At 56.8% G+C, this 20,584-nt stretch carries 25 protein-coding genes; all 25 read left to right on the top strand.

The features are described from left to right. Positions 1 to 143: 143 nt before the first annotated feature. The 25 genes from Q5Y75_RS05720 (at position 144) to Q5Y75_RS05600 (ending at position 20,575) form a co-directional block, all read left to right on the top strand. Positions 144 to 419, top strand: a complete 276-nt coding sequence (locus Q5Y75_RS05720) for a hypothetical protein (RefSeq protein WP_306195184.1) — start codon at positions 144 to 146, stop codon at positions 417 to 419. Positions 420 to 432: 13 nt separating this feature from the next. After that, positions 433 to 1,050: a hypothetical protein gene (locus tag Q5Y75_RS05715; protein WP_306195182.1), complete on the top strand. Its 618-nt coding sequence runs from the start codon at positions 433 to 435 to the stop codon at positions 1,048 to 1,050. Then, positions 1,047 to 1,232, top strand: coding sequence for a hypothetical protein (locus tag Q5Y75_RS05710; RefSeq protein ID WP_306195180.1), 186 nt, complete (start codon positions 1,047 to 1,049; stop codon positions 1,230 to 1,232). Before Q5Y75_RS05715 ends, Q5Y75_RS05710 begins: the two co-directional genes overlap by 4 nt. An 886-nt stretch (positions 1,233 to 2,118) precedes the next feature. Next, positions 2,119 to 2,301, top strand: a complete 183-nt coding sequence (locus Q5Y75_RS05705) for a hypothetical protein (protein WP_306195178.1) — start codon at positions 2,119 to 2,121, stop codon at positions 2,299 to 2,301. A 127-nt stretch (positions 2,302 to 2,428) separates the two neighbouring features. Continuing rightward, positions 2,429 to 3,157, top strand: a complete 729-nt coding sequence (locus Q5Y75_RS05700; protein ID WP_306195176.1) for a class I SAM-dependent methyltransferase — start codon at positions 2,429 to 2,431, stop codon at positions 3,155 to 3,157. A gap of 20 nt (positions 3,158 to 3,177) precedes the next feature. Beyond that, a complete protein-coding gene (locus tag Q5Y75_RS05695) occupies positions 3,178 to 3,639 on the top strand; it encodes a terminase small subunit-like protein (RefSeq protein WP_306195175.1) in 462 nt (153 codons plus the stop codon). Continuing rightward, a complete protein-coding gene (locus tag Q5Y75_RS05690) occupies positions 3,614 to 4,978 on the top strand; it encodes a PBSX family phage terminase large subunit (protein ID WP_306195174.1) in 1,365 nt (454 codons plus the stop codon). Before Q5Y75_RS05695 ends, Q5Y75_RS05690 begins: the two co-directional genes overlap by 26 nt. Beyond that, the gene (locus tag Q5Y75_RS05685) at positions 4,975 to 6,795 is read left to right on the top strand and encodes a portal protein (protein WP_306195173.1); all 1,821 of its coding nucleotides are present in this window, start codon (positions 4,975 to 4,977) and stop codon (positions 6,793 to 6,795) included. The genes Q5Y75_RS05690 and Q5Y75_RS05685 overlap by 4 nt, the downstream gene beginning before the upstream one ends. Before the next feature lie 105 nt (positions 6,796 to 6,900). Next, a complete protein-coding gene (locus Q5Y75_RS05680; protein ID WP_306195172.1) occupies positions 6,901 to 7,668 on the top strand; it encodes a hypothetical protein in 768 nt (255 codons plus the stop codon). 53 nt (positions 7,669 to 7,721) lie between these two features. Continuing rightward, positions 7,722 to 8,789: a phage capsid family protein gene (locus tag Q5Y75_RS05675; protein WP_306195170.1), complete on the top strand. Its 1,068-nt coding sequence runs from the start codon at positions 7,722 to 7,724 to the stop codon at positions 8,787 to 8,789. Positions 8,790 to 8,930: 141 nt separating this feature from the next. After that, positions 8,931 to 9,293: a hypothetical protein gene (locus Q5Y75_RS05670; RefSeq protein ID WP_306195168.1), complete on the top strand. Its 363-nt coding sequence runs from the start codon at positions 8,931 to 8,933 to the stop codon at positions 9,291 to 9,293. Continuing rightward, positions 9,293 to 10,606 (top strand): packaged DNA stabilization protein, encoded by a 1,314-nt coding sequence (locus tag Q5Y75_RS05665; RefSeq protein ID WP_306195166.1) that lies wholly within the window; start codon positions 9,293 to 9,295, stop codon positions 10,604 to 10,606. Before Q5Y75_RS05670 ends, Q5Y75_RS05665 begins: the two co-directional genes overlap by 1 nt. A 148-nt stretch (positions 10,607 to 10,754) precedes the next feature. Then, positions 10,755 to 11,318, top strand: a complete 564-nt coding sequence (locus tag Q5Y75_RS05660) for a phage tail protein (RefSeq protein ID WP_306195165.1) — start codon at positions 10,755 to 10,757, stop codon at positions 11,316 to 11,318. 376 nt (positions 11,319 to 11,694) lie between these two features. Next, positions 11,695 to 12,429: a hypothetical protein gene (locus tag Q5Y75_RS05655; protein WP_306195164.1), complete on the top strand. Its 735-nt coding sequence runs from the start codon at positions 11,695 to 11,697 to the stop codon at positions 12,427 to 12,429. After that, on the top strand, positions 12,426 to 13,535 hold the full coding sequence (locus Q5Y75_RS05650) for a hypothetical protein (RefSeq protein WP_306195162.1): 1,110 nt from the start codon (positions 12,426 to 12,428) through the stop codon (positions 13,533 to 13,535). The genes Q5Y75_RS05655 and Q5Y75_RS05650 overlap by 4 nt, the downstream gene beginning before the upstream one ends. A gap of 249 nt (positions 13,536 to 13,784) precedes the next feature. After that, positions 13,785 to 15,581, top strand: a complete 1,797-nt coding sequence (locus Q5Y75_RS05645; RefSeq protein WP_306195160.1) for a hypothetical protein — start codon at positions 13,785 to 13,787, stop codon at positions 15,579 to 15,581. An 8-nt stretch (positions 15,582 to 15,589) separates the two neighbouring features. Continuing rightward, positions 15,590 to 16,165, top strand: a complete 576-nt coding sequence (locus tag Q5Y75_RS05640) for a lysozyme (protein ID WP_306195158.1) — start codon at positions 15,590 to 15,592, stop codon at positions 16,163 to 16,165. Between the two features lie 10 nt (positions 16,166 to 16,175). Further along, positions 16,176 to 17,078: a hypothetical protein gene (locus Q5Y75_RS05635; RefSeq protein WP_306195156.1), complete on the top strand. Its 903-nt coding sequence runs from the start codon at positions 16,176 to 16,178 to the stop codon at positions 17,076 to 17,078. A 3-nt stretch (positions 17,079 to 17,081) separates the two neighbouring features. Beyond that, entirely contained in the window at positions 17,082 to 18,614 is a 1,533-nt protein-coding gene (locus Q5Y75_RS05630; protein ID WP_306195155.1) for an RICIN domain-containing protein, read from the top strand. 1 nt (position 18,615) lies between these two features. Next, positions 18,616 to 18,861, top strand: a complete 246-nt coding sequence (locus Q5Y75_RS05625) for a hypothetical protein (protein WP_306195153.1) — start codon at positions 18,616 to 18,618, stop codon at positions 18,859 to 18,861. Then, the gene (locus Q5Y75_RS05620) at positions 18,858 to 19,064 is read left to right on the top strand and encodes a hypothetical protein (RefSeq protein ID WP_306195151.1); all 207 of its coding nucleotides are present in this window, start codon (positions 18,858 to 18,860) and stop codon (positions 19,062 to 19,064) included. The genes Q5Y75_RS05625 and Q5Y75_RS05620 overlap by 4 nt, the downstream gene beginning before the upstream one ends. 16 nt (positions 19,065 to 19,080) lie before the next feature. Further along, positions 19,081 to 19,494 carry a M15 family metallopeptidase gene (locus tag Q5Y75_RS05615; RefSeq protein WP_306195149.1) on the top strand — a complete coding sequence of 138 codons (414 nt, stop codon included), beginning with the start codon at positions 19,081 to 19,083 and terminating at the stop codon, positions 19,492 to 19,494. An 11-nt stretch (positions 19,495 to 19,505) separates the two neighbouring features. Beyond that, positions 19,506 to 19,769, top strand: coding sequence for a hypothetical protein (locus Q5Y75_RS05610; protein ID WP_306195147.1), 264 nt, complete (start codon positions 19,506 to 19,508; stop codon positions 19,767 to 19,769). Further along, positions 19,766 to 19,984, top strand: a complete 219-nt coding sequence (locus Q5Y75_RS05605) for a hypothetical protein (protein ID WP_306195145.1) — start codon at positions 19,766 to 19,768, stop codon at positions 19,982 to 19,984. The genes Q5Y75_RS05610 and Q5Y75_RS05605 overlap by 4 nt, the downstream gene beginning before the upstream one ends. A gap of 126 nt (positions 19,985 to 20,110) precedes the next feature. Continuing rightward, entirely contained in the window at positions 20,111 to 20,575 is a 465-nt protein-coding gene (locus tag Q5Y75_RS05600) for a hypothetical protein (protein ID WP_306195143.1), read from the top strand. Positions 20,576 to 20,584 lie beyond the last annotated feature (9 nt).

The following is a 20,584-nucleotide window of genomic DNA, read 5'->3' as shown; positions in this document are numbered from 1 at the left end:
ATTGGAACGAGGGACTTCCACACTGTCTGCGCACTGGCTGGAATGGACGGGCATTTCGTCTTGGACAGCTATCGTTCTGGGCGTCTCAACCCTGAAGACCTGAAATACAAGCGCGAGTACGCAATCGGCAGGAGGGCAGGGGCGTGAGTGAGCTAACACTGGTCGAACGGCTGAAGGTCGCCAAGCACTCAGGCATGGAGGTTCAGTTCCGGCTTTCTCCAGAGGATGCGGGGGCGTTTGCGGATCTGTTTGAAGTGCTGAGTCCAAAGCGGCTTGCGACCATGAAGGCAAACCAAGAGGCGCGGCGAAAAAGAACCGAGAAGGTAGAACGCTGGGCTAACTGGGCCTTCCTTGTTTGGCTGGCGATTTGGGCGTCGTGGATTCCGATAGCATCGGCAATGCAGGTTTTCGGGCAATGAGGAACACAGGCAGATGAGCATACACGAGGGACAGCTCGCGAGCTGCGAAGGCAAGCACAAGTTCACCAGCAAGGCGCGTGCGAAAGAGGTCGCAAAGGCCCAGCGACGGGCGGGCCATGGTCGCATCCACGAATACCGCTGCCAATACTGCGGGGCGTGGCATGTGGGTGCCGCGAAGCCCAAGCAGATAAGCACTTGGGAACCGCGTGAAGATCAGGACAGGCCTACACTCGAACGCCGCAAGCGGGGGGATTGGGTGTTCATTGATACCGAAATAGCAGGCCGCAGGGTGGCAAAGGATATGGCATCAACTCCGATTGACAGGCTGGAAAACTCAGGCGCTCTCAGCAACGAGCAGGCAAGCGCTGCGAGGGAGTTTGAATCCCTGTACCTCAGAGCGCAGGAGACGCCCCAGGCGCGCGACTCCACCACAATCTGGGAACCACAGGGCCACGACAGCGGAGACGGGCCTGTAGAGGCCGCACGGGACAGGAAAGAGCTATACCTGTTCCTCGGAATGCAACGTGACAAGCTGTTGCGCTGGATATGCGTTGACCACAACGAGCCCAAACTCAGTGAGGTCGGCTTGCTGAGAGAGGCGCTCAATGAAGCAGTGAGGTTTTTCAAATGAACTGGTATGGACTGTTTGCTGGCTTAGCCATCGCCGTCGGATTCTTTGCGATGATTTTCGGATTGGTGACGTTTCTAAACCTCATCACCGATACGTTCGGCCCCACCACCGGCATGGTTATGGCGTTCGTCCTTGCGGTGGTCTGGTTTGCGGTCGTGGGCGCAAAGACCATTCACAAATGAAGCTATTGCAATCACAAAAAAAGTGTGCGATTCTGACCTTGCGGAATTGCGTCCAGAGTTTGGGCGCTTTTTTGATTCTGGGCCCGCCTTCCTGTCGGCACACACGGTGTGTCGTCACGAGCGCGGGGCTTCATACGGTAACGAGGGGCCTATTGCAGGACAGCCCATCCGTGCTCGCTGCTAAGCGCCAACCTAGCAGCCCTTCTTGGGTAACAACCCGCCGGATTTGATCACCGGCCCATGGCTGACCCCTCTGCGCGAAAGTGTAAGGGTCAGTTTTCATACCTACACACCAAGGTACCACGTGTAGGTAGCTGTTATACAAATGGTATGGGTCCTAACGTACAAATGGCGGAGCAAAGTCAGGAATTCTAACAATGCCCAGCCATAGGGAATGCAGACGTTGGGCTAAGAAGTGCAAGCTAGCGAGAGGCCGCATTCTTCGCACCTGCGACACAGGCCAGCGCTACAGGCCCCCACGCAGGCAGAAGCGTTGGACGTGGGCGTTCAGGTAGCAATCACGGCAGATATGCAGGGTACGTCATGACAACCCATGAATGGCTGCGGTCACTTCCGAAGGTGAAGTGGTGCGCCAAGTGCAAGTGCATGGTGAACAAGTGGCATCATCACTGGAAGAACGACTAGTACGCCCAGCCTCCGGGGCGGGAGCGGAGGCACCGAATTCAGCGGGGTCGGATATGGCATTTTGCGTCACCTCAACATCGTATGAGCCCAAGTTCGCATGGATACCCCGCCGAATGACTGGCGAAGGCTGGGTTTGGTTGAATTGGTATCAGTCTATCAACGGCGGAAAGCAGAAGCGCCGATACGAGACCTACGGCGGCTGAACCGCACAATCATTTAACACAACCAGAGGCACGGCACCATGGCACGAGAACTACGCATCTTCCAACCCAACAACCTGCAAGGCCAGATGTCCGCAACGATCATCACTATTCCTGAGGACAACAAGATTTCCGGGATGCGGGTCATTGACGACACTGGAGACCGCCAAGCTGCCATCGACCTGATGGACAAGCTTGAGGCCAGCTCGTCGCAGAGTGGGTAATGGTGCCCACTTCAATCACATCTTTCCGTTGAGTTCTTGAAAACTGGGGTTGTCTCTGATCCAGAACAAAGACAACCTCCGGGTGTCAGATTGATTTGTCTGGCACTGACAGAGCAACGGAGATGAAATGTACGTTTTTAAGGATTTTCTCAAAGGGGAAAAGTACAACAAGAAAGGGATGAACCGCCTTGAGCAGAGGTATCGCCACATAGTGGAGCCCTTCAAGAGCGACATCGCAGGCGGTCGGGTTTTGGACCTCGCGTGCCATGACGGAAGGTGGTCTTATGCGCTTTCCTTCGCCGGTGCGAAAAAAGTTGTTGGTGTCGAGGGCCGGGCCGACGTCTTGGACCTGTTCAAGGCTTACCCCAAGTCCGAGATCACGGATCGCATCGAGCTTCGTTGTAACGATCTATTTGCTGAGCTGGAATCTGAGGTAAAGGCGGGCGAAAAGTACGACGTCGTAGCGATCTATGGCGTTTTCTACCATGTTGTGGATCACTTCAGGCTGCTTGATCTCGTTCGGTCACTTGGGCCGAAGTTAATTATCATCGACAGCGAGTTCGTACAGAGATCGCGCCCGATGATATGCCTGAACAAAGAGAACACGAGCCACGACTTGAACGCCATTGCGGGAAAGTTCGGGGAGCGCTTCGCTGCTACTGGCACGCCAACATTCTCAGCAATGAATCTAATGGCCAAGTCTATCGGTTGCAGTATTGAATGGGTCGACTGGAATGACCTGGCAAAAGACCAAAGGGCAGGGGTGAAGGACTACTATGAAGGGGTCAATCGCCAAAAGAAATCGAAGATGCCGTTCATGGTGAAGCGTGCGACATGTGCGTTGCGTCCGAACTAGTGGCGCAGAAGGGGTAAGTCATGGCCAGGCCATCTGATTACTGTGAAGAGATTGCAGGCGCGATTTGTGAGCGGTTAGCAGAAGGTGAAAGCCTACGTGAGATTTGTAGGGCTGATGATATGCCCGCAAAAGGAACAGTTTTCCGATGGCTGGCAAAGCACCAAGAGTTTCAAGACCAGTACGCGCGCGCAAGAGAAGTGCAGGCGGATGCAATCTTTGATGAGGTGTTAGAGATTGCAGACGACGCTTCGAATGATTGGATGGAGCGTAGCGGAGAAGAAGGCGTGGGCTGGCAGATTAATGGCGAACATATCCAGCGCTCTAAACTGCGCATTGACGCGCGTAAGTGGATGGCAGGCAAGCTGCGGCCAAAGGTCTACGGCGACAAGCAAACACACGAACTTCAGGGGCCGGGCGGTGGGCCTATCGCCGTTGAGGCCGTGAAGTACACAGTGCATGACCCAAAGCGGAACGACGATTGAAGCAAAGGTAGCGCGTTGGGCGTTGCCGCTTCTGAAGCCCTCTCGGTACAAGATTGCTAGGGGCGGAAGGTCGGGAGGCAAGTCGCACCAGTTCTGCGAGATAGCCGCAGAGAAAATGGCGTCCAACCCGACGTTCAAGGTCGCGGGTATTCGTGAGGTCCAGAAGTCCATCAAGCACAGCATGAAGAGCTTGCTTGAGCAGAAGATACACGAGCAAGGCGCTTCATATCTGTTTGACATGCAATCAACGGAGATCAAGCGGCACAACGGGGACACTGCTGCGGCCTTCTTCGGGATGCAGGATCACACAGCAGATGCGGTAAAGGGTCTTGAGGATTTCGACCTCGGCCTAGTGGATGAGGCGAACAACCTCAGTGCTACGTCAATCAAGAAGCTTACACCTACGCTCAGAAAAGAAGGGTCTGAAATCTGGTTTGCGTATAACCCAGACCAAGAGACAGACCCGATAGACGTCTTCATTGCGGAGAACGAAGGACACGAGGATTTTCTAGTCCTGAGCGTCAATATCTTTGACAACCCATTCGTAAGCGACACTGCCTGGAAAGAGTACAGACGGGAGAAGGCGAGAGCCGTTGAGGCAAGGGAGCGAATTGCAGCGGCAAGAGCGATTAAGGAAGACCCAGCCGACGCAGACCTAGCGATTGTCGATAAGTTCAACCACGTCTGGCTTGGTTACTATGACAACCGTTCACAGCGCCTTGTGTTCCACAACTGGAAAGAGGGCGAACTGGACGTGCCTGACAATGTCGTTTGGTTCTACGGGATTGACTGGGGCTTTGCGTCTGATCCGATGGCGGCCAACCGGTTCTGCTTCCCGAGCAAGAGCACGATGTACATCAGCCATGAGGCCCACGGCACGGGGATACGGAATGAGGATGTACCGGGTAAGTTGCTAGAGTTGCCAGGCATAGCGGATCGTGTGAGCAGGGCTGACAGCGCCCGGCCTGAAATGGTTGATTACTGTCGTCGAAATGGTCTTCCGAAGATTCGGTCGGCCAAGAAGGGTAAAGGCAGCGTTGAGGACGGTTACTCGTTCCTTCAGGGGCTGGATATCGTGGTCCACCCTCGCTGCAAGAATACGCTGAACGAGTTCAAGGTGCACTCGTACAAGATCGTTAAGCACACTGGCGAGATTCTGACGACGCCGGAAGACAAGGACAATCACCACATAGACGGGCTTCGGTACGGGGCCGAAGGAGCGCACCGTAAGGGCAAGCTGCTTGAGGGTGTGGTGGAAGAGCAGAACAACAGGTTGGAGCGTCCACAGGACGCATACAGCAGCGTTCGCGAAGATGCGGACAGTTGGAAGGTGGCATGATGCAGGAAAAGCAAACAGGTCTGGACCTGCAAAAGCTTAAGCAGATGGTGCAGAACGCCGCAGACCTGACGCAGGAGGCGCGTGTCACATCTGAGCGCGACCGCGACTATTACGACGAGCATCAATGGACCGCAGAGGAGCAGGCGGTTCTTGAGAAGCGCAAGCAACCGGTGATTACCATCAATCGTATCAAGCGCAAGGTTGACGCCATGGTCGGCCTTGAGCAGCGCATGCGGGTTGACCCGAAAGCGCACCCGCGCAACCCGAACGATGAGGAAGTAGCTGACGTCGCGACTAAGGCGTTGACGTTCGTGGATGATAACACTCGCTTCGATACCAAGCGCTCTGCTGCATTCGAGAACATGATTGTCGAGGGCTTCGGGGGCGTTGAGGTTATCGTTGAGGAACGCCGGGGCAAGTTCGAGATCGAGATCAATCGCCTTCGTTGGGAGGAGATATTCTTTGATCCCCACAGCCGGGAGAAGGATTTCTCGGACGCGGCTTACCTCGGGACCTACAAGTGGATGGACGTCGACAAGGCGATGGACATGCTGTCCGGGGCCTGGCAGGGCGAGGAAGGCGAGCTTGAGGACCTTCTACAGACGTCCATGACCAGCACTGAGACGGGTATCACCTATGAAGACCGCCCGTATGAGTCAGCAACGTTTCGTTGGTCTGACAAGCGCAAGCGCCGCGTCCGTGTGGCGAGCATGTACTACACATACAAGGGAGTTTGGCACTACTGCATCTTCGTCTCGGGTGGCGAGGTATGGCACGGTGAAAGCCCCTACCAGGATGAAGACGGAAAGCCGACTTGCCCCATTCACCTGATGACGGGGTATGTTGATCGCGAAAACCGCCGCTATGGCATGGTTCGGTCGATGATTTCCCAGCAAGACGAGATCAACAAGCGCCGGTCTAAACTGCTCCACCAACTGAACAGTCGCCAGACCATCGGGATCAAGGGCGCTATCGACAGCGTACCGAGGATGAAGCGGGAGCTGGCCGCACCGGATGGTCATGTAGAGATCAAGACCGAGGTCATGGAAGACGCAATGCGCGTTGGCATGCGTCCGTTCGAAGTTGTTCAGCAAAACGATCAGGTAGCCGGGCAGTTTTCGCTCTTGCAGGAAAGCAAGGCAGAGATTGACATGATTGGGCCAAACCCGTCGCTGATCGGTCAGACTGAGGGTGATGCGTCGGGTAGAGCCATCATGGCGCAGCAGCAGGCGGGCATGGCCGAGCTTGCACCGCTCTATGATAGCCTGAGAGATTGGACGCTGCGGGTATATCGGGCCATCTGGGAGCGCATTCGCCAGTTTTGGACCGAGGAGCGCTGGATCAGGGTCACTGATGAGTTCAAGCGGGGCAATGATTGGATCGGGGTAAACATACCGACGGGTGGTTTTGTTCAGGTCACGGGGCCACAGGGGGCCATGCTTCAGCCGGAAATGGAGAACGTTCTGGCCGAGATGGATGTGGATATCATCATTGAGGACACGCCCGACCACATCACGTTGCAGCACGAGCAATTCCAGCAGCTCTCCGAGATGGCCGCGCAGGGCATACCGATCCCGCCAGAAATGATTATCAAGGCGTCCTCACTGAAGGACAAAGATGAGGTCTTGGAGCTTCTGGAGCAGCAGAGGCAAATGCAGATGCAGGCTCAGATGCAACAGGCCGCGCAAGAGGGTGAGCTTCGCACTATCGAGGTTCAGACCAAGGCCCAGAGAGATATGGCCGCAGCGAACAAGGACGCAGCGACCGCACAGAAAACGCAGGTGGAGTCGGCCCAGATGGCCGCAGGACTGCGCTAACCGCCGCCGGGTTTAACGGGCGTTTACATCTGACTGAGTGTTTTCAGTCCCCGCCGCCGGGGATCGGGCGTTTTCGTGTCTCACAGCGATATTGGAGAGTGCAAGATGAGCGATGACAAACTGGATTTTCTAGACGAAACAGACGAGACCCTAGAGGCTCAGGAAGCCGAGACCGAACAGGTTGAGGAAGAGCAGGCCGAAGCCGCTGAGCAGACCGAGGAAAACGCCGAAGAGGCGGAGGTTCAAGAAGAGGTCGAAGCTACGGGCGAAGAAGAGGCAGCGCCGCCGGTTGCCCAGGAAGAAAAGCCACAAGCCATCCCTGTCACAGCACTATTGGACGAACGGGAAAAGCGACAACTGGCCGAGCGCAAGGCAGAAGACGCCGGGCGACGACTGGCCGAGCTTGAGGCGAAGCAACGGGCCGAACAGCAGAAGGCCCCGGATTGGGATGAAGATCCGCAGGCCGCAGCACAGTTCCAGCAGCAGACTATTCACCAGCAAATGGAGCAGCAGCGACTTAATCAGTCACGCTTCTTCGCTGAGCGAGAGTTTGGCAAGGAGGCTGTTGCTGAGGCATTCGAATACTTCAACCAGAACCCTCAATTGTCGCACCAACTGATGAGCGAGGCATCACCGTTTCACGCGGCTGTCGAGTTCCATCAAAAGCAGAAGTTCCTAAGCGAGGTCGGGGAAAACCCGGAGGCGTATAAGGAGCAGATGCGTGAGCAAATCCGCCAGGAAATCATGGCGGAAATGACCACTTCCCAGACGCCCAAACCCAAAGCGCCCCCGCCCTCGATGAGCAAAGCGCCATCCGCAGGCAAGGGGGATACGATCACGCCGGGGAACACCTTCGACGGGATGTTCTCCTAAACCCACTTGGCCCGCCGTGAGGCGTCGCCTTTTCCCTTAGTAGGAACTTCAAAATGGCTACTACAGTCCTGGCCACCGCCTCACAGGTGGCAAAATGGGAGTCCATGTACTTCCAAGAGTATGTTCGTGAATCCGGCTTCAAGCCGTACATGGGCAAATCGGTCAACATGCCTATCTGCGTCAAGTATGAACTGACGTCTGGCGGCAAGACCGTCAACCTGCCGCTCATCACGCGCCTGACGGGCGCTGGTGTTACCGGCTCCAGCACGTTGGTTGGCAACGAAGAGGCGCTGAACAACTACAACATGCCGATCTCGGTTGACTGGCGTCGTAACGCTGTCGAGATCAAGAAGCCCGAGCGCCATTGGACCGAAATGGACCTGCTGCGCGCCGCTGGTGACATGCTGAAAGTCTGGTCGGCTGAAAAGCTGCGTGACGATATCATTGCTGCGGGCGCTTCGATTGACGGCGTTGCATACGGCACGGCAACTGAAGGCCAGAAAGACACCTGGCTGGCAAACAACGCTGATCGTGTTCTGTTTGGTGCTGCCAAAGCCAACAACGCGTCGAACGACCACTCGGCGGCGTTGCTTACAGTTGACGCAACCAACGACAAGCTGGACGCGGCTGCGCTCACGCTGATGAAGCGTATGGCCAAGACCGCTGACGCTCACATTCGCCCGATCCGGGTGAATAACTCGCAGGGCCGTGAGTACTTCGTGGCGTTCGTCAACTCGCTGCTGTTCCGCGACCTGAAAGAGGACTCGGTCATGCAGCAGGCGAACCGCGAGGCGCGTCCGCGCGATGTCAAAGCCAACCCGATCTTCCAAGATGGCGATCTGATCTATGACGGTGTCATTGTTCGGGAAATCCCTGAAATGGGCGTTATCTCGGGCGTTGGTAACGGCGGTATTGACGTTGGTCGTGTCATGTTCTGCGGCGCGCAGGCGCTGGGGATTGCATGGGGCCAGGAGCCTCGCATGACCCGCAAGAAGGAAGACGACTACGACTTCGCAGCCGGTCGCGGCATTGAAGAGTGTCTTGGCGTTGAAAAGATGACCTTCAACAACAAGGACCACGGCCTGCTGACTGGCTACTTTGCGTCGGTCGCAGACGCCTAATGCGTCTTAAGTACAAAGGAAAACGGCCCTGCAATTATCGTGGGGCCGTCTTCATCCCCAACAAGATCACCACGGTTACCGAGCATATCGGCAACAAGCTGAAAGACCTGCCCGATTGGCAGGAAGTGAAGGGGCGCGGCAATGCCAAAAACAAAACTGGACATCGTAACCCGCGCACTTCGCAAGATTCAGGTCGTTAGCGTCGCGGAGGTTCCCGAGGCCGAAGACGCAGCGGACGCAACGACAATTCTAGAGGCGCTGTTTGAAGACCTCAAAGACACACAGGAGCTTTCCCTAGCATGGTCACTGGATGCGACGCCTGACGCCGCGTTTCTACCGCTTGCAGACATTCTTGCGTCGGAAATCGCACCAACATACGGCAAGGCAGGCCCGTCGCGCTCTGGCGCTATTGCAAGGTTGAGAGCCTACCACATCAACGATGACCGCGAGCAGCCTTGGACCGAGGAAGAGGTCGAGGCAGATGACCGGGCGGCGTTCTACTAATGCCTCTCATTCCCTTCGCGCGCCAATCGAAAAAGGCGGGGTATTCGGGCGAGCGCCTGAAGAACCTGTTTCTACGCCCGTCTGATGAGCAAACGCCGCTGATAGGGCGGTCTGGACTGAAGGCCGCCTTCAGTCTCACAGGGGCTGTCCGAGCGATAGTCGATCAGAACGGGACGGGGTTCGCGGTATCGGGGGGCGCGGTATACAAAATCGCCTCTGGCGTCGCCACGAACGTAGGGACAGTGGATGATGCGCCGACCCAAATGGCGGTATCTGCAACAGAGGTCGCGATTGTCGCCAATGGCAAATACTACATCTGTGATGGCACCACGACGACAGAGTACACCACGGGGGCGGTGACCAATCCGGTAGGGGTTGCCTTCATCGACGGCTATTTCGTCGTTGCGGGCACGTCTGGTGGACGCGGTGATGCAATCACGGTGTCTGGCCTGGATGATGGGACAACGTTTGATGCGCTGGACTTCGCATTCGCGGAAAACTCCCCGGATGACATCGTTTCGATTATCGAGGATCACAACGAACTTTGGTTGTTTGGGTCTTCGACCGTAGAGGTCTGGTACAACGCGGGGGCATCAGGTTTTCCGTTCGCAAGAAGCCAGGGGCGGACGCTTGAACGAGGCTGTACTGCCAACACGGCTTCGAAAGAAGATAATGGAGTTTTCTGGATTGGCGCTGATCTGAGGGCTTATCGGTCGGGCGGATCCACTCCCCAGGTTATCAGCACGCGAGAGGTTGAGGAGGTCATAGAGGCGGGGTCATTGGACACCAGCTTCATTGCTGACATCAGGGGCCACAAGTTCTTTGTTGTTCGGTTTAAGGACCAGCCCGCCCAAGCATATGACCTGACAACGCAGCTTTGGTGTGAGTTTTCTACCGGGATTGGTGAAGGTCCTTGGATCGGGTGCTGTTCAGGCCGTGTGGGATCAGCGTTTTATGTCGGAACGTCCTCGGGGGTGATAGCAACCCTAGACAAGGACACGTACCAAGACCTCGGGGCGTATATCGAGGCGGAGGCAGTTTCGGTTCCGATTTCGGAGGCCGATTACGTCACCATCAACAAGGTTCATATGAACATTGAGGCCGGGGATGTGAACGCCCAAGGCGAGGTGATGCTCCAGGTCTCCAAGGATGGCCGCACATGGGGCGTTGAGCGCTGGCGCAAACTGGGCAAGCTCGGTCAATTTTGGCGGCGTGTGGTGTGGCACAGCCTCGGTACGGGCCGGAGAATGCAAATCCGAGTGAGGATTACCGATCCAGTCGGTCGGGATATCTACGGGCTGACCTATGAGTAACCTACCAACGTTTCCATCTCGTCTGTCCATTGGGCAGATTGTTGGGGGATTGGTCACGCCAAGCCAAGAGTTCATACGATGGCTTGAGCAGATCATCCTTCGTGCAAATTCACTAACCGTAGCGGCGTCAGGCGTTGGAGACGTCAAGGTGACGTTCAATAGCGTCGAGCCGGATGGTTGGTACTTTCTGAACGGTCAGGCGCTTAGCAAGACCGGCGTTCCGACGCTCTACGAGGTGTTCGGGGGCACATACGGAGAAACAGAGACCACCTTCAACCTTCCGGACTTAAGGGACAGGTTGCCTGTTGGGGCTGGAACAACGGCGCTAATGGCGCTCGCAGGCAGTTCAACCGCGACTCTGAATGTTGGCAACCTTCCGGCGCACAATCACGGCGTTACGGATGCGGGTCATAGCCATACGTTCACAGGCACGCCGCACAATCATACGATCACCGATCCGGGCCATAGCCATATCGATATGACCAGAACTGCGACGGTGGACGTTACCGCCGGTGCGGATGGTCGGGTTCCGTTGCAAAACGACACGGTTCGCACATCCACGGACACAACGGGTATCACCATCGATAACGCGACTGCTGACGGCACGGTTGGGTCGGGCACTACTGGCATCACGATAGATAACACAGGGTCAGGCGATGCGTTCGACATTCTGCCGCCCGTCATAGGTGTGAATTGGCTAGTGAAGTCGTGAGGATCAGTGCGGGTGAAGCGCGAGAGTTCTTCCAGCACCGATCACAGCAAATCGGCTTCACGCCGGAAGACCTGACGGATGAGCAGCCAATGGAGTTCTGGGCCAGCGGTCCGGTTTGCGGAGTGTTTGTCTATGGCCTTTGGCCGGGCGTGTTCAACGCTCACTACGGCGTAAAGCCTGTAGGGTGGGGAAGGCTGACGAGGCCAGCAACCGCCGTTTTAAGCGCGTTCTGGGACGCCAGTGACGCAAAGTTAATCACGGGCTGGACGCCCGCTACCAACAGAGCAGCTATCGCATTTGCGCGCCGCCTCGGGTTTTTCGAGTATGGACGCATGCCACTGCCTGAAGGCGACGTAATTCTACAGGGGTGGAAGAAATGGGCATAGGCGCACTTATCGGTGGTTCCCTTCTTGGCGGCGCACTTAGTGCGAGAAGCTCCGACAAGGCGGCAGACGCGCACGTGGAAGCCGCAGACCGTTCCGCAGCGGTCAACAAGTACATGTTTGACCGCTCTGTCAAGCTGACCGAACCGCAACGCCATGCGGGCAACAACGCACTTGCGGCCATGCAGGGTATGGCAGGCATTGGCGACATGCCGTCGTTTGGGAGCGCGGGCAACCGGCTGAGCGTGCACAACAATGATGGCGCTTGGGAAGTCCAGAACAACTTCGGTAAGGTCATCAGGTCATTCGACAAAAAGCGTGGTGCGCAGCGCATGATGGACCGTCGGCGGTTCAGCTTCGAGCAGGACCCCGGTTATCAGTTCCGCCTGGATGAGGGCACCAAGGCGATGGAGCGGGCGGCTGCGGCACGTGGTCTCCGTCTATCCGGCGCTACGATGAAGGGCATCGGGGACTATGCCAGCGGGCTTGCGTCTCAGGAATACGGGAACGCGTTCAACCGGCTGGCGTCTATCTCGGGCACGGGACAGACTGCAACCAACCAGCAGATTGGCGCAGGACAGAACTATGCAGCCGGAGCGTCTAATGCCTTCCTGAATGCAGGTAATGCGCGCGCTTCTGGCTACACGAACACCGCCAACGCCTTCAATAACACTCTCGGTGATGTTGGTGGCCTCTACATGATGAACCAGTTGGGGGCATTCGCATGAGCATCCTAGACGGCATCACGCGGGGCGTCGGCACGGCTGCGGTCATGAACCGCGTTCGTCAGCAAAACGCCTTGCGCGACGTTTACCAGGAACACGGTCAGGGCATCCTTGCCGGAGACCCGAACGCCATGAATGCCTTGGCTGGTGTTGATGCAGGCCAGGCGATAAGCATCCGCAACAATGAGCGGGATTATGGGTTCCGCGAGCGTCAAGAGGCGCGTATGGCCAAGCAGTTCGATCTGGATGTGCAGAAGTACGCGGCATCCCTTGATGCTGCCCAGGCTGCGAAAGAGGCGGAACAAATCAGGCAGGGCGTGTTTGCCGCTTCTTCGGCTCAAACCCCGGAACAGTGGGACGCGATTGCAACTCAGTTCGGCGCTCAAGACCTCGTGGGTCAGTTTGAAAACAAGGATGCGTGGCTGAATCGTTATGCGACCGCTGCGGACATCTTGGAGAGTCAGGCGGGGCCGAAGCCTATGTCGGGGCCGGGCAAGGTGCAGGCCGACATCGATGCAGGCATATTGCCCGAGGGCACGCCCCTACGGACAGGCGGAACCTCCCTAAGCGTTGGGCCTGATGGCAGTATTGAGTTCGGGACAGGGGGTCAGAAACCCGTCAAGCTTTCCGAGAAGCAGTCGCAAATTGCTCTATTCGGGTCGATGATGGACAGCACTATGCCTGTTATCAATGGCTTAGAAGAGCAGTTTAATCCCGCCAACCTCAGGGATAAAGCGGCAGACAGCCTTGGCACGTTCGGAAACTTTGTCCGCAGCGAGGATATGCAAAAGTATCGGGCGGCGGCAGCGGCGTGGGCCGAAGGTGCGTTGCGATTGTCCACCGGTGCGGCGGCAACCCAGCCTGAAATTGAGCGTGTTGTGAGAACGTACTTCGCGGAGGCGGGGGATACACCCGAAACGGTTGCTTATAAGAAGCAGCTTCGCGACCAATGGGCTCAGGCAGTTTCTGCTGCGTCAGGAAACAGGTTTGCCCCTCCTGGTCAAACCGAGGCACCTAGCGAGCTGGAGGTCGATCCTGGTTCGCAATTCCAGTTTCAGAATGATCGTCAGAAGGCGATCTTCGAAAAATACGCCACTCCCAGCGGATAATGAGAAACACCACGTAAGTAACGAATATCGCAGGCCAAATGGTTGGTATCCACCAATCTGCACCAAGAGTGTGAACGGCGATTCCCGACCACGCGGCTAATAGGCCTAGGGCAATGCAAATAGCCGTTTTGTGCGGCGTCCAGCGTAAAATCATACCCTTAGCATGGGGGCGGCATGGCAACTTTTCAAGAACTCATGGGTGCAGCGGAAAACGCTGAGAACGCCGGTGATACCAATGCAGCGCGTGAATTGGTGCAGATGGCGCAGTCGCTCCTGCAGGCCCCACCCGTTACGCAGGAGGATGTAGCGGGTACCGGGAACCTTGCTCCCGTTGCATACGACCCCTCTCAGGACGTCGCCACGCCTCAAGTTGATCGGTTTGGCGACACCATCAGAGCAGCAACAAAGCAGCCGCTCGCGGCCACCAAGCATTTTGCTGGTGAGGTGATGGACCCGGAGAACAGCCTGGGAGAACGGGCTTTGGCGGCTGGGCAAACAGCCCTTTCCGCAGCAGGCACCACGTACGCATTTGGAGCGGGCCTTGTTGGCGAAACCCTCGGCGGAAGCCCTACGAACGAGAAAAAGCTCGCCCGTGACCTCATGATGATGGGCGAGGTGGCTGTGCCTGAAATGGCGGGTGTATCAAGCGGTGTTACAGCGGCAGGTAAAGTTGCAAGAGCAGCGGAAAAGGCAGCCAAACCCCCGACGCCGAGGCAGGAGATTGCAAGGGCGGCTGATGATCTTGGGATAGTCCCAAGCCTCGGGGCCACCAGCAAGACCAAGGCGCAAGCGGGGGCCTTCCTCGAAAAGGTGCCGGGTGTTGGTAAGGTTCTTGAGCGGGACGCGACCCGGTTTGTCGGGGATGTTGAAGAAGCATTCGACAAAGTGCGTCGAGGTATCGGCCCCGCGAGCGATGCTGCGGGCGCAGGCGAGGCCTTGCAGGGCGGATTGGGAAAATTTGTTCAGCGCTTCGAGAAAGTTTCAACACGGCTCTACAATCAGGTCGGCAAGCATGTGCCTGAAACTGTGCGGGTGGAGTCACCGAACACGGTCCAGTTTATCAACGACATGATGGCCAAATATGAGGGTCAACCCAGCATTCAGCGAGAGCTTGGCCTGAACCGCTTCGCAAGCATCGGTCAGGATTTAGAGGGCGGCCTGACCTGGCGTGCGATGAGCGATCTTCGGTCCAGCATCGGGGAAAGTATCGGACGTCAAAAGGGGCCGCTTTCAGACATGGGCGAAGGGCGTCTGAAGCAGATGTATGCTCAGCTGACCTCTGACATGGAGGCCGCAGTCAAGCAGGCCGGGCCACAGGCTGAGGCCGCATGGAAAACCGCCAATACGCACTACCGCAAGGGCGCTCAGCACATTCAGGGCGCTCTAGACAAAACAATCAAGGCAGACAGTCCTGAGCGTGCATTCGAGGCGTTCGTGAATATGGCCAAGGCAGATCGCGCCACTGCCGATGTGACCAGGATGCGCAAGATCAGGAAATCCATGCCAACTGAGGAATGGAACACGGTTTCGGCCAGTATCATTGACCGCCTCGGCAAAGCCCCAGCGGGTCAGCAGAACGCGGCCGGTGACGTTTTTTCACCAAGCATATTCTTGACCGAGTGGAACAAGATGTCTTCAGACGCAAAGGGTGTGCTGGTTACACCCAAGGCGCGTGTGCAGTTGGATAAGCTGGCCAAGGTGTCCGAGGGATTGAAGAACGCCAACGCAGAGCGAAACTTTTCCAATACCGGCACAGTAGAAACCTGGCTCGCCATTGTGTTCGGCGCTGGAGTGGACGTAGGGGCCACAGCCGCTGCTGTAGGTGCCGCAAACATCTCAGCACGGGCGCTGACCTCTGAGCGCTGGTTAAAAGCCGCCAACAGGGCCGCACGGGGCGACTACAAGGCCATGCAGACCATTGCTCGCGGTGGCTCGCCCTATGCCATGGATGCCCAGACGATCCTCAGACTGGCCGCAGCAGATGCCGCGACAGTCTCACCCAGCGCCAATACTGACCGGCGTCCACCCATCTGGCAGACACGATAGGAGGCCCCATGCTTCCAGAAATTCGCGGACCGAACATCTCGGGCAACGCGCTCTCGACCTATGCCAACGTGATGCATCTGAGAAATGCGTTGGCCGGTGGAAATCAGACGACCCAGAGCACCGGTCAGACCGCGCCGCAAGGTGACAATGCAATTCTCGGCCTGATCCGTGATTTTGAAGGCTACCGGGAAAGCCCCTATTGGGACGTGAACGCCTATCGGGCTGGGTACGGGTCGGACACCGTCACGCTTGAGGATGGAACGGTGATCCCGGTTCGACAGGGGATGAGCGTGGATCGCGAAGCCGCCGAGCGTGACCTGATGCGCCGGGTCAATACCGAATTCATGCCCTCTGCTGTCAATGCGATTGGACAGGATCAGTTCAACGCGCTTCATCCTCAGCAGCAAGCCGCGCTTGTATCTCTTGCTTACAACTACGGAGCAGGAGCGTGGGATGACGATCTATCCGGGGTCACGAATGCCCTCAGGACCGGCGGAGACGCCAGAGGCGCGATAATGGCGCTTGGCAGCCACAACGACGGCATAAATCGCAGTCGCAGGGCGCGTGAAGCGTCTTATTTCTAGGGGATAACACATGGCAAGATCAGACTTTGAGGCTGTCCCTCGCGCGTTGGACAGCAACGGCGACCCTGTATCCGGCGCTCGGATGTACGTCTATGAGGGCGGTTCCACCACCGACAAAACGGTGTACTCGGACATCGCGTTGACCACACCTCACACCCAGCCCATTGTTGCCGATGCCGCAGGGTTCTTTGCGCAGGTCTATGCGGCGGCTGGCGTCTACAAGTTTGTCGTCAAGGATGCGAGCGACGTCACAATCTACGAAGCTGACAACATCCACCAAGAGAACAACACCATCACGTTCGCTTCGGATGCAGAGCTTCAACTTTACCTGACAAACTATGGTGCCAATTACGAAAATGGCACTGTGCTTGAGTCACCAACTTCGAAGTTTGAGAAAACTTCTTCTGGATGGGTGGACCGGTACACAGCAGACGACGCAGTAGCAATTGCAGGCGCAAAGATTGACGATGCGGTCAATCAGGTCGCTGTTGATCGTCTTGTGCAGATGACGGCTCGAACTGTTGTCGGCAATCCGACCGACAGCCTTGCCACCCCTATCAATATGGGGAACGCTCAACTGCAGGAAATGATGGGCTTTGCAGGGGCATCAGGAGGCAACCAGCATTCGCTCAACCTGCCGTCGGCTTATACAGATTCAACCGTCACCCAGATCAGGTTAGGATTTGTAACTACCACGACGTCCGGGACCACCGCTGTCGTGTTTGACACGCCATTTTCGACAGAAATCCACGGGGTTCTCACGAGCGGTAATGGACCCGTCGACACCAATGTCCGCGAAATTATCACCGAGAACCGCACCATCACTGGCTTTGACGTTGCCGTGAACCGGAAGGACAACACCGGAACCACGCGCGTAGCGCGCACCGTCTTCTATGTCGCTTTCGGGAATTAAGTCATGTTTCCACAGCGCGTTAACGAGAGATCAATCAGGGCAGGGGGCAATACAACCCGATCCGGCGAATGGGACGGCATGGGGGCTCTGTCCTGCACTCCGGTGGTTCTTAACGATACTGTCTATGTCTTCTATCGCGGCATCGACATGCGGGAGACCGCAGGGGGCGAGTTTCAACTAAGCATGATGTCTACGCCTCTTGCTGACTTCGGTAAGCCGGGTTGGAAGGGGGATTGGCGGACAAACCCACTTGTTGATACGCCTGATGTTCTTGCCGCTACAGAGCCGGGCCTAACCGCAACCGCCGCAGAAAAATGGGGCGACATGCACGCGATCAATGTCGCTGGCACCGTCTACCTCTATGTAATGATTGCAGAGGCCGGACAGCGTTTGGTGAGGTTTACCTTCGATCCTGTTACCCCGGCGCTCAACTTCGACGGGGAATGTCTTTGGAATGGGGGCATTTGGGGATCGAACATTGCGGCGATCTACCACCATAACGGCAACTTCTTTTTCGCTGGAGGTGTTAATGCCGATGATCCCCTGCTCGGAAACGGAAAGCGGGTGCGGCGCTCTGCGACAGGCCTCGGTGATACCTGGACCGGTCAGAATGACATCATGCAGCCCACTGGCGTTGATGGCGAGATTGACCGCTACAGCCATGTGACGGGCCGAGGCTGGCAGGACGCCACCTATGCTTACATGCTGGTGCCGTCGATTGGTACTGTCGATCATCCTGACTGGCCGGAAGGCATGACGCTGTTCCGCACGCCGCTTTCGCTTATCGATCAGACAGACAACACTTGGGAGAAGTACCCGCGCCCCGTCATGCTTCGTGATCCCACTGAGGGCGGGACGTGGCAGCTATCGTTCATCGATACCGGCGATGGGTTCTACGGCCTCTATCAGATGTGGGGGATCAATGATCTTGGCGAGGTCGGGTCACAGGATATGCTGGACTGCCGCGATACCCCATACAGCGGCAACGACGATGATATGTTCCCGACGACTTACAAGTCCGTAATGGTGGTGGAATGGGGCAGCCGCCTTGCTCTCGAAGACTGGGACGCCGTAGCGGTTCCTGCTGGGCGGTATCGCATTCAAAACGTGAAGACCGGCCTCTACATGGTCGCGACCGACACCACTGAGGACGCACTGGTGGAGGGGAGCGCGCTGACGGGGACAGATCGTGACCTGTGGGATATTTCTGACGAGGTCGGGTTCTCGCTCCTGACGAATGTTGCCTCCAATAAAATCCTGCGGGTGCGCGATGACGGGCGCGGCAACAACAAGTTCTGTGCTGTGTTCGACAGCCCCGGAACGGGCAGCGCCAACTATGCGGGTCAGTGGATGGTGAGCCCGGTTCACGACGTGCGCGCTAGGGACGGCTCGTTCATCTCTGGTGGCCGCCTGGTCCAGATCACCAACCGCTACAGCAGCTTAAGGATAAAGTTCAATGAATCCGGCGATCAGCTCACGCAGCGCAAGGACGCGCACGGGACCGATGGCTGGTGGCGACTATTGCAGGTGGTGTGACGTGAAGAGGTTCGCGCTTGAAGTCCTGTCGGTCGTTTCGCGGCTGATTAACGTTTTGCTGGGCGGAAGCGCCGATATCACTTTCTCAGCTCGGTCTCACGTTGAGGAGTTATGGACAGAACGCTGGATTGACGCGCTTTTCTCGATGTTCGGTGAAGAGAACCATTGCCGCAAGTGGTGGGAGTGGGAAGTGGAACGGTCACGCCGCAACGTTGAGCGCCACGAGGCTGAGGACTGGTTGAGATGACGCTTCCCGATTGGATTATCCACGCCGTTAACTTCGTGGTTGCACCGCTTCTGGGCTGGAACTGGTTACTGCATCGAAAGCAGTCAAAGCAGGATACAGACATTGCCGTGCTCCAAACGCAGGTAGGGTTCCACAAAGAGCAGTACCGGCAGATCATGGGCAAGCTGGACGATATCGAAGCCGCGCTTCGCAGCAAAGACTAACCCCAGAGGTAATATCATGACATTCAGATTTTCGAAGCGCTCGCTTGAGCGCCTTAAAGGCGTGCACCCTGACATCGTCTCATTGATGCACCTTGCCATCAAAGAAACGCCCATCGACTTCACTATCTTAGAGGGGCTGCGGAGCGTAGATCGGCAGAGGAAGTTGGTTCGCTCGGGCGCGTCCAGAACCATGAACAGCCGCCACCTGACAGGCCATGCAGTGGACATCGCACCCTACGTCGATGGTCAGATTTCCTGGCATTGGCCACACTACCACGAGCTAGCCCCTGTCGTGAAGCAATGCGCCGAAAAGCTGGGCATACAGATTGAGTGGGGCGGTGACTGGCGGAGCTTCAAGGATGGCCCCCACTGGCAATTGCCGTGGGCTGTCTACGGCAAAGACGACAAGACCTCCAAAATCAAAACCTAAAGGAAAACCCCATGAAACGTATGATTGCCGCCCTCATGGCGGTTCCAATTCTTGCGGCTTGTTCCGATCTCACGCCGGAGCAAAAGACAGCACTTGTTGCCGAGGCCGTGTTCATTGCCGATGCGATGCAAGACGAAGGCGAGACCATCGTTGACCTCTCTCCTGAGCAGTTGGAGGTCTTGGAGAGCGCATGCCGCCTTGGCCCAGTTTTCGCTCCGGAAGAAATCGCAACCATAGAGACGGTTTGCGCTGCTGTGAAGGAGGCAACCCAATGACCGATGTGAAGAGCTTTCTGACGTCCAAGACGGTGTGGGGTGCAGTTATCGCCATCCTACCCCAACTGGCGCTGATCTTCGGCTTCCAGTTCACCGAGGCGGACGCGGCTGACCTGCAAGAGAAGGTCTCTGCGATCATTTCGGCCCTCGGCGGTATCTACGCAATGTATGGCCGAGTCGTTGCCAAAGAGCAGATCGGCCTGAAGTCCCAATGACACCTGAAACTGCGGCGCGCCTCCTAATGGGTCTTGGCGCGGCGCTTTCGTTCCTTGCTGGCTTTGTTCTGGCGCTGGAATTCATCCCCTGCGGCTGAGCCGCATCCTACAACATGGAGCAAGATAATGGCTGCTAACCCATTCTTCTTTTATGACCAGGCCGCACTTGCGCATGCAAATGGCGGCATTGACTTTGACACCGACGCATTCCGCATGGTCCTCGTCGGCACTGGCTACACCCCCAACCAGGCCACCGACGATGCGTGGTCTGATATTTCCGCGAATGAAATATCTGGCACGGGATACACGGCAAACGGAAAGCTGCTGACAGTTACCACCAGCAATCCGACAGCACGCGTTATTCAAATCGACTGCGACGATCAGTCTTGGACATCTTCGACGCTGTCGAATGTTGCCTATGCCATCATTGTGCGAGACGCGGACAGCAACGGCACGCTCGCGGGAACAGACATCCCGGTATTCTGCTGTGAACTGGAAGACGGCGGGTCTCTCTCGACCACCAACGGCACGTTGTCTGTGACTATCGATGCGAATGGTGTTTATCGAACCACCGTGGCCGCAGCGGCATAGGGGGAAAGA

The organism is Ruegeria discodermiae, from assembly GCF_030758345.1.
Lineage (GTDB): Bacteria > Pseudomonadota > Alphaproteobacteria > Rhodobacterales > Rhodobacteraceae > Ruegeria_C.
This window is presented reverse-complemented; position numbering and strand designations above follow the sequence as displayed.